The sequence below is a fragment of the uncultured Chloroflexus sp. genome (assembly GCF_938091255.1).
Classification (GTDB): Bacteria; Chloroflexota; Chloroflexia; order Chloroflexales; family Chloroflexaceae; genus Chloroflexus.
Window position 1 is genome coordinate 1 of record NZ_CALLJH010000065.1, and the last position, 7411, is coordinate 7411.

Annotated in this window: 7 protein-coding genes; all 7 read right to left on the minus strand. The window is 56.9% G+C overall.

The window, feature by feature from the left end; translation table 11 throughout:
- Positions 1-329 precede the first annotated feature (329 nt).
- The 7 genes from Q1A00_RS17470 to Q1A00_RS17500 all read right to left on the minus strand — a co-directional run bounded on the left by Q1A00_RS17470 (position 330) and on the right by Q1A00_RS17500 (position 7237).
- A complete protein-coding gene (locus tag Q1A00_RS17470; protein WP_298407092.1) occupies positions 330-638 on the minus strand; it encodes a hypothetical protein in 309 nt (102 codons plus the stop codon).
- Positions 635-886, minus strand: a complete 252-nt coding sequence (locus Q1A00_RS17475; RefSeq protein WP_298407094.1) for a hypothetical protein — start codon at positions 884-886, stop codon at positions 635-637. Before Q1A00_RS17475 ends, Q1A00_RS17470 begins: the two co-directional genes overlap by 4 nt.
- A gap of 51 nt (positions 887-937) precedes the next feature.
- Positions 938-1450 (minus strand): Dna2/Cas4 domain-containing protein, encoded by a 513-nt coding sequence (locus tag Q1A00_RS17480; protein ID WP_298407098.1) that lies wholly within the window; start codon positions 1448-1450, stop codon positions 938-940.
- Complete coding sequence (locus tag Q1A00_RS17485; protein ID WP_298407101.1) at positions 1450-1674, minus strand: hypothetical protein; 225 nt, start codon at positions 1672-1674, stop codon at positions 1450-1452. Before Q1A00_RS17485 ends, Q1A00_RS17480 begins: the two co-directional genes overlap by 1 nt.
- Positions 1674-2840 carry an RIP metalloprotease gene (locus Q1A00_RS17490; RefSeq protein ID WP_299758143.1) on the minus strand — a complete coding sequence of 389 codons (1167 nt, stop codon included), beginning with the start codon at positions 2838-2840 and terminating at the stop codon, positions 1674-1676. Before Q1A00_RS17490 ends, Q1A00_RS17485 begins: the two co-directional genes overlap by 1 nt.
- 123 nt (positions 2841-2963) lie before the next feature.
- Positions 2964-4406 (minus strand): cellulase family glycosylhydrolase, encoded by a 1443-nt coding sequence (locus tag Q1A00_RS17495; RefSeq protein ID WP_298490599.1) that lies wholly within the window; start codon positions 4404-4406, stop codon positions 2964-2966.
- A gap of 23 nt (positions 4407-4429) precedes the next feature.
- Positions 4430-7237 (minus strand): alpha-L-rhamnosidase, encoded by a 2808-nt coding sequence (locus Q1A00_RS17500; RefSeq protein WP_298490598.1) that lies wholly within the window; start codon positions 7235-7237, stop codon positions 4430-4432.
- Positions 7238-7411: the final 174 nt, after the last annotated feature.

A 7411-nucleotide genomic window follows, 5' to 3' on the forward strand; every position in this document is an offset into this window, starting at 1 on the left:
TCGCGGGTTGGGGCGGGCCTCGTGCCCGGCCCGTCGCGGGTTGGGGCGGGCCTCGTGCCCGGCCCGTCGCGGGTTGGGGCGGGCCTCGTGCCGCTGTTGGAGCGGGCCTCGTGCCCGCCCTGTCGCTGTTGGGGCGGGCCTCGTGCCGCTGTTGGGGCGGGCCTCGTGCCCGGCCTGTCGCTGTTGGGGCGGGCCTCGTGCCCGGCCCGTCGCGGGTTGGGGCGGGCCTCGTGCCCGCCCTGTCGCTGGTTGGGGCGGGCCTCGTGTCGCTGTTGGGGCGGGCCTCGTGCCCGGCCCGTCCATCGCTGATCCGCCTAACCGCAGGACGTCTACAGCTCACCCTCTACTGGCACGCAACGGCTACACACCCGAAACGGGATGCCATTCTCTCTAACGACTCGCACCTCATCACGCGCGCCGCAATAGCGACACACCGACAGATTCTCGATCTCATCAGCGCGCCACAACTGGGGAGTATGGCTCAACTCCATTGGTGTCTCAGTGGTGAGTACGTCGATCCGGACACAAACCGCTGCGGGGAAAATATCGGCGACACGAGCGGCTAGGTGGTAGTGGTACGAATAGACTTCGTCGCCGATCATGATACCGTGTAAGCGGGGATGCGGTTGAATCTTCATACCTGTGCCAGCCGATCCATCAATTGCCGTAATTCAATCTCACTCAGCACGAATGGCTCATCATCAGCAAACATCAGCTCATCGAGCGCGTCGCGAATGATTGCTTCCTCGTCAAGCGGTACGATCAACTCACCCTGTTCAAGTTCGTAAAACCGGTCAAATGCCCACGCCGCCAATTGACTGCGCGAGATTCGTCCGGCCAAATGTTCGGCAATCGCCGCTACCAGATCATCGCAGGTGAGATCCATAAAGCTGCTTCCAGTTGCGCATCTATCCTCATCTTGTCACGAGCCAGCCGCTTAGGCGAGAGCATCATCACAGTGAGCGCGAAACCCGCAGCCGCGACAGCGGGCCGCTTCAGCGTGGTTGCGCGCGACATCATCGCAATCGAGCAGATCGCGCATTTCGACCAGCGTTGCTAACACCTCATCACGCACCGCAGCAGTGTACCGCAATTGAAACGTCTCATCGGCGTAGCGTAACAACCCATACGGTGGTGCGACGCCAGTTGTTTCCTCAATCAAGACCAAATAAGCTGCTAGTTGGATGAGATCTGACGGATACGGCTGCGCTACGCGCCGGTTCGGTTTCACTTCCACTGGAATCAGCGCCTGCCCCCGTTGCAGAATATAATCTGGTTTGCCGGTGAGACCAAGCCGAGCGCTGAAGAGCGGCCGTTCGAGATGGCGTTGGATGCCGGTATCAGAGCCTACCACCCGCGCCCATGGCAAACCGCTGCGCCGGCGCAACATCATCGCCAGCACTAACATCCCGACTGCGCACAGGATTAGCGCAATACCTAGCCACGCCATCAGCTTGCCCAGATCACCAAGCCTATCCCGCCTACGAACAGCCCCAACCCGATCCAGAGGAGGCGCTGGCTGGTGGCCACCAGCCGGCCGTGAAGGGCATGGCTAGCCGTCCCAGCGGTACGCCGTTCCGCGCCGTCCGGCTCTCGCCCGGCGACGCGGCGCAGCCACCATGCCCGCGCACAATAGTAATACTCGCCCAGTTCACTTGCCCGAATAATATCCATCAGCGACCAAAGATCGGCGTACCCTGCACTGCGTTAATCACATCATTCACGGTCAGCAGCGCCATTAACCCCATTAGCGCCATAAAACCGAAGGCATGCACCAGCGCTTCTTTCTCTGGCGGCAGCTTCTTACCGCGCACCCACTCGATCAGCGCAAACAGAATATGGCTGCCGTCAAGTGCTGGAATAGGCAGCAAATTAAGGATAAACAGGTTAAGGCTAAGCACCGCCGTGAGCGACCAAAATGAGATAAAGCCGTCAGGCTGGCGAATGACTTCGCCGGTGGCGCGGGCGATCCCCACCGGCCCTAGCGGTTCGCCGGCAGGTGGCGGCGTGGAGCTAAACAGGCCGGCAATCGCTGCCGGCAGATCGGCCAGCATCATAATCATCCGTCCGGTCAATTCGACGCTGTGCATAAACCCCGTGCCAATTGCCGCGATCGGGTTGATTGGCTGGTTAACCGTCTGCGCTCCATAGCTAAAGCCAAAGCCGGCGCTAAACTCGCGTCCGTCAGGCGCCATCCATGCGCCCGGTGTCACTATCAACGTCACTTCGACACCGTTGCGCACCACGACTGCCTCAATTGCCGTACCTTTTCGACGCTGCGCAACCTCACGCACGATGTTTTCATCGGTTACCGGCTGGTTATCGAGGCGCACCAACTCGTCACCGGCTTGAAAACCGGCTGCTGCTGCCGGCGTGTTAGGAAAGACATTGCTGATCAGCATTCGTCCCGTTGGCGTAGGTACCCCAACCGTTGCAAACAGAACAGTAAAAATGATGACGGCCAATACAAAATTCATCAGTGGGCCGGCCAGCATTACCGGAATCTTACGCCATGGTGGGGCGGCAGCAAGACTGCCGGCGCCATAGACCGCGTCCTTCTCGCCGTCCATCCCAGCAAAGCGCACAAAACCGCCCAATGGCAACCAATTGAGCGTATACTTAATCCCGTTGCGCTCAAAGAGCACCAGTGCGCGGGGCGGGAAGCCAATCCCAAACTCCTCAACTTTAATCCCCATGCGCAGGCCAACCCAGAGGTGCCCCAATTCGTGGACGAACACCAGCAGGCTGAGCATGAGAAGGAAGACGATGACAGTTAATAATGGGTCAAAAATTCCAGTTGCAACTTGTTGCCAGATGTTGTTGAGTGTTGATGCGAGCATAATGCGCTCCAGCAGATAAGAGGAATAACGGCGACGAGCTAATTGCCCGCCGCCGCTCGTATGCATGAGTAGTGTACCGGATCGATCTAGCCACGTCAAGAGAATCGAACTGGAATCTCGTGCTTATGGCGTTCGTTTGAGGTAAACATTCTCAAACCCAACCGAGATGATCACATTCCCGCCGGCGCTCACCGGTGTGATCGGAGCACCGCTACGAGTGTAAGCAGCAATGAATGACGTTGCCGGCAACGTGATCTGGCGTAGCGTGCTGTCAACTGACCACACGACATCGAGTACAAAGCCATTGCCGCGGAAGCGATAGGCTTCGATGTTGGTGCCATAGCCGGTGAATGGTTGGGGTGGCACGCGCACTTCATTCAAGCGCTCAATGGCCGTTTTCATTGCCGTGTAAGCGGGGCGTGGCTGTTGATTAACGTCAAGCAAGCCGGTGTTTGACCATCCCGGCCCTTGCAGCGTATACCAGATATAGTTCTCGATGCCATCCGCCATAGCGCGCATCGAAGAACGGATGAGGTGATTCGCTTTCGCTTGCTCGAACGCGGTTGGTTGTGTTTCACAAGAGCTATAGCGTCCATCGCAACGTAAACCAGTTTCGTTGAGGAACAGCGGTTTATTAATCCCATACTGCTGCATGACTTCACGCAAGAATCGGGCCTTGCCTACTGTTGCCCCTCCTCGGGATACCCATGCACCGCCGAGGCTTTGAGAGTCAAGATCAAAATCGATATTGCTAAAACCTGTTCGTTCAAAAAAGGTTGGATAGGTATGAAACGCTAGAATGTCAAAATAATCCCCAGCGCCGGCACGCAATGCACCGGCGAGAAAGTTGAAAGGCTTTCCGTCAGTTTGGTTGGTATTCTCAGGTCGCGCAAGCAACAACCCACCAAAGATTACTTTCGCCCCCGGATCAGCAGCTCGGATTGCCGGCGTCACCACCCGCAACATCCGGCCATAACGTTCGCCGCCATAATATTCATCGTTCTTGTCGCCCCAACAGCCGAAAGGTGAAAGTTCCCCGACGAGACTCGGATCAACATCAGGCTCATTCCCTAACTCCCAGTAACGAACGAAGTATGGATGTTGGCTATACTTAGCGACAACCGCCCGCACAAATACGGCAAATTCATCGTGGTATTCGTCGAGAATAGCGGCGCAGATCTTTGTACTGCCGGTCGCCCATGAAGGATGATCGTCAATAATCGCCATCACTTGTAAGCCAAGGGCATTAGCCGCCAGCACTTCTCGTTCAAACCGCTGAAAGCTAGGGGCGCTCCAGTTGATTGGACTCGTTGCTGTAGGTTGCGCTTCGCGCCAGCTTATGGTGTTGAGCCGCACCCAGTGCGCGCCGAGATTAGCTGCTTGCGGATAAACGCTCGAACTGTACAACCAACCGGTATTTGGTTCAATACCGTATGGGCGAATGAGGTTTGATGAGACAACCGGTACATAGATGGTTGTGATGTTGGCTGGCTGCTGCGCTGCTGTTGGTAGACTGCCTACGAATACACTGAGTATGAAGAGTGCAATGATGGTGTGCCGTTTCAAGATAGTTCCTCCTCCGCACTAGCTCAGGAACGACTGATGACTGGTAGCCAAATTGCCTTGCAGGTACAGCGTTGTTCGATCGTATAGGGCGCCCCGCCGGTAAGTGACAATCTCAGGCGGCCATTATCAGTTTGCTGGATCAATGGATTGTGTGCTTCTGGCGTCCAGATGGCTATACCATTCAGGGTGATGACGGTTGTTTCCACTGGCGGTGGCAGCCAGACATTACCATGAGTGGCTTCTGGAGCTTCAATGGTCACGCGACGGAGTTCACAACCCAGATATTCCCAGTCTACGAGAAGCGAACCAGTTGGCAAGGGTAAGATTCCCGCTGCGCTGCTTACTCCCTGCCAGGCGGGATCAACTTCCCATGTCGTTGGTCCTGTCTGGCGCGCGCCAAGGATGGCAGTGGTGAGAAACCACGTTGGTGCGCCGCTCCAGCTATGCGAGAGGCTGCCGCTCCAAGAGCGGTTAGCGTTCATGTTTTCCCACCATGTGCTGGCGCCTTGCGCTAATTGCCAGCCGTAGAACTCTTTTATCAGTTGGATTGCTTCATTGATTCGGCCAGTACGCTGTAATCCTTCCAGCGCCCAAAACATCCCGTAGAGCTGGAGATTGGGACGGGTGAGATCGCGCGAGATCAGGCTTAACAAAGCATCGGCCACCGCTGAGATTTCGGTAGGCGGTACCAGATCATACGCTAACGTGAAAGCCTGCGCATGGGGACCGGCTGCTATCGGTTGGCCGTTGATGATCGTGGTGATATAGCGATGGCTTTGTTGGTCGTAGAGATATTGGTTGATTCGATTGCGCAGCAAGGTCGCTTCGCTTTCCCAATGGTGCATCGCTTCTGTCTCGCCAAGCGCGGTAGCGATTGCGGCTGCGGCGCGCAGGGTGCCGTAGTACATTGCGTTCACCGGCGTTGATTGGCCGTAACGCGCAACCGTGACGCTGCTATCGAGATAGGTGGTTTGTGACCAGTGACCTGCTGGCAGGTCGAGCAAGCCGGTGTCGTTGCGGCGATACGTTGCGAGGTGGTTGAGAAAACGAGTCATCGTTGGCCACAACTCGCTGGCTAATGCTGGATCGTTGGTGCGCCGCAGATTATCAGCGATGGCTTGCACCCATAGCATCCCATAATCGAGCATCCGCCCGCCGATATGTGGTGCCATCGCTGCTGGTGCGCCCTCAGTCGTAAACTCGCCGGCTAGCTGCCGCAAGCCTCGTTGGAGCACCCATCGATCACCGAAGGCGACCTGATTGACGCGATCAGATACGTAGGCGTCGCCCCACCACTGCCCGCGTTCGCGCCATGGCGTGTCAGTGTAGGCGTCGGTCATGTTTGGGTACAGGCTGTCAACACCAACCTGCCAGATCTGATTCAATAGGGGATCACTACTAATGAATGAACCAATCTGTGTAACCGGATAGCGCTCTTCGCTGACGCGCAGGTTGCGTATGACTACCGGCTCGTTGCTCCAGACGGCAATCAGCACATATCTGCCGGCCCGGGCATCAATGGTGCTAATTGAATGGGATCGTCCATCGAGCCGCCACGAGTCGACTTGATTCCATTCAGGGTGAAGCGTACCGGGAAAAGGCAATGGGATCGTGTCTTGCCATAACCGTTCATCCCAGCCAATATCAACGATGACGCCAGCAGGGCCTGCTACGTCGGCATACAACCGGCCATGCACTGTTCGGCCTAGATCAAGAATGGCATAGCTAGCCGGTGGTTGAAAATGGAGAACTAGCGGCACTTCGCTTTGCGCAATTACTGCTCGCTGATCAGGTTGCGGCGGCGCTAACAAAACCCTTCGTCCAGCATGGTTGGTGAGTGTTAACGCCGGAAACGTGACCAAATCGTTGTGTGAGAGCAAGACTGTCCATCCCTCAGGTTGGTCACGCAACCCGCTGAGGCGTAGCGTATGCGTGCCAGCAGCAACTTGATAGGCAGTAGTCACGATCCCCGGTGGACGATTGGGCATAGCCTGCCAATTTAGCGATTGGCCGTTGATCGTCAATTGGTTGGTGAGTTCACCCTGTAAGCTGATTAGGGTGAGAATTGCAGGGCGTTGCGTCTGGATTTGCACGCTTGCTTGATCAACACCGCCGGGAAATTCGATAGGTGTGAACCCCGGTGCAAGCCAACCAGCTTGTAGCGACCGGATCGGGATGTCTACTTCAACCAGTTGCGGAATAGAGCGGGGTGTAAACGGCGCTGGCTGAGCTGTGACTGCCACGGCTGGTTGCCATTCGGTTGTACCGCCGTTTACCACCCAATCCGGCGTCAGCGCAGCCAGATCAACGATTTCAGTCGGGCCAATCAAGCCCCAGCGATGAACTGGAGCAGCATCGCTGCGATAGGCATGCAGCAGGCGAGCTTGCCAATGCGGACCGCTGCGAGCTAATGGTTGTCCATTGCTGTGGAGCAATGCCCACAGGAATGGCCGTTCCGAATCACTCCGCCGGGTGTTTGGCGCCCATTGGACGCGCACGGTGATAATTTGCCTGCCGGCGGGCAGATCGCCGATAACAAGCTGGTCATACTCGCGGAGGGTGCGCGAGAAGCGGGCCGGGCCGCGGCCAAGCAATTGGCCATTTATGTAGGCTTCATAACGGGTATCGGCGAAGATTGCTAGAGTCGTGGCTGGTGCTGGAGCGGCCACGTTGACTTCAAGCCGAAACAGGGCTACTTCGTGAGCTGCGGGCGGATTGGCATGAACCCAAATCGGGGTTGCGTCGCAGAAGCAAATGCTAGCTGATTGCGCTGGCAAAGGCCAGAGGGTGATAAGCAAGATGCCAAGGAGGAGGGCGACTTGTCGCTTCATACTGATTGCACAGATGTGGCTGCCACTTCTTCAAGCCATCCCATCAATTCGGCAAAATACTGCTCGCGGACTGGCTTTGGCGATAAGGCCAGATCGTGCAGCCCGCCCTCGATCGCAATCATCGTCACATCATCACCCAGCATTGGGCCATCGCGCCGCATGTGGGCTACATCA

Excerpts from the sequence above, each read along its gene's own strand:
- Q1A00_RS17470 (WP_298407092.1), bottom strand. The coding sequence starts at position 638 with ATGAAGATTCAACCGCATCCCCGCTTACACGGTATCATGATCGGCGAC.
- Q1A00_RS17475 (WP_298407094.1), bottom strand. The coding sequence starts at position 886 with ATGGATCTCACCTGCGATGATCTGGTAGCGGCGATTGCCGAACATTTG.
- Q1A00_RS17480 (WP_298407098.1), bottom strand. The coding sequence starts at position 1,450 with ATGGCGTGGCTAGGTATTGCGCTAATCCTGTGCGCAGTCGGGATGTTA.
- Q1A00_RS17485 (WP_298407101.1), bottom strand. The coding sequence starts at position 1,674 with ATGGATATTATTCGGGCAAGTGAACTGGGCGAGTATTACTATTGTGCG.
- Q1A00_RS17490 (WP_299758143.1), bottom strand. The coding sequence starts at position 2,840 with ATGCTCGCATCAACACTCAACAACATCTGGCAACAAGTTGCAACTGGA.
- Q1A00_RS17500 (WP_298490598.1), bottom strand. The coding sequence starts at position 7,237 with ATGAAGCGACAAGTCGCCCTCCTCCTTGGCATCTTGCTTATCACCCTC.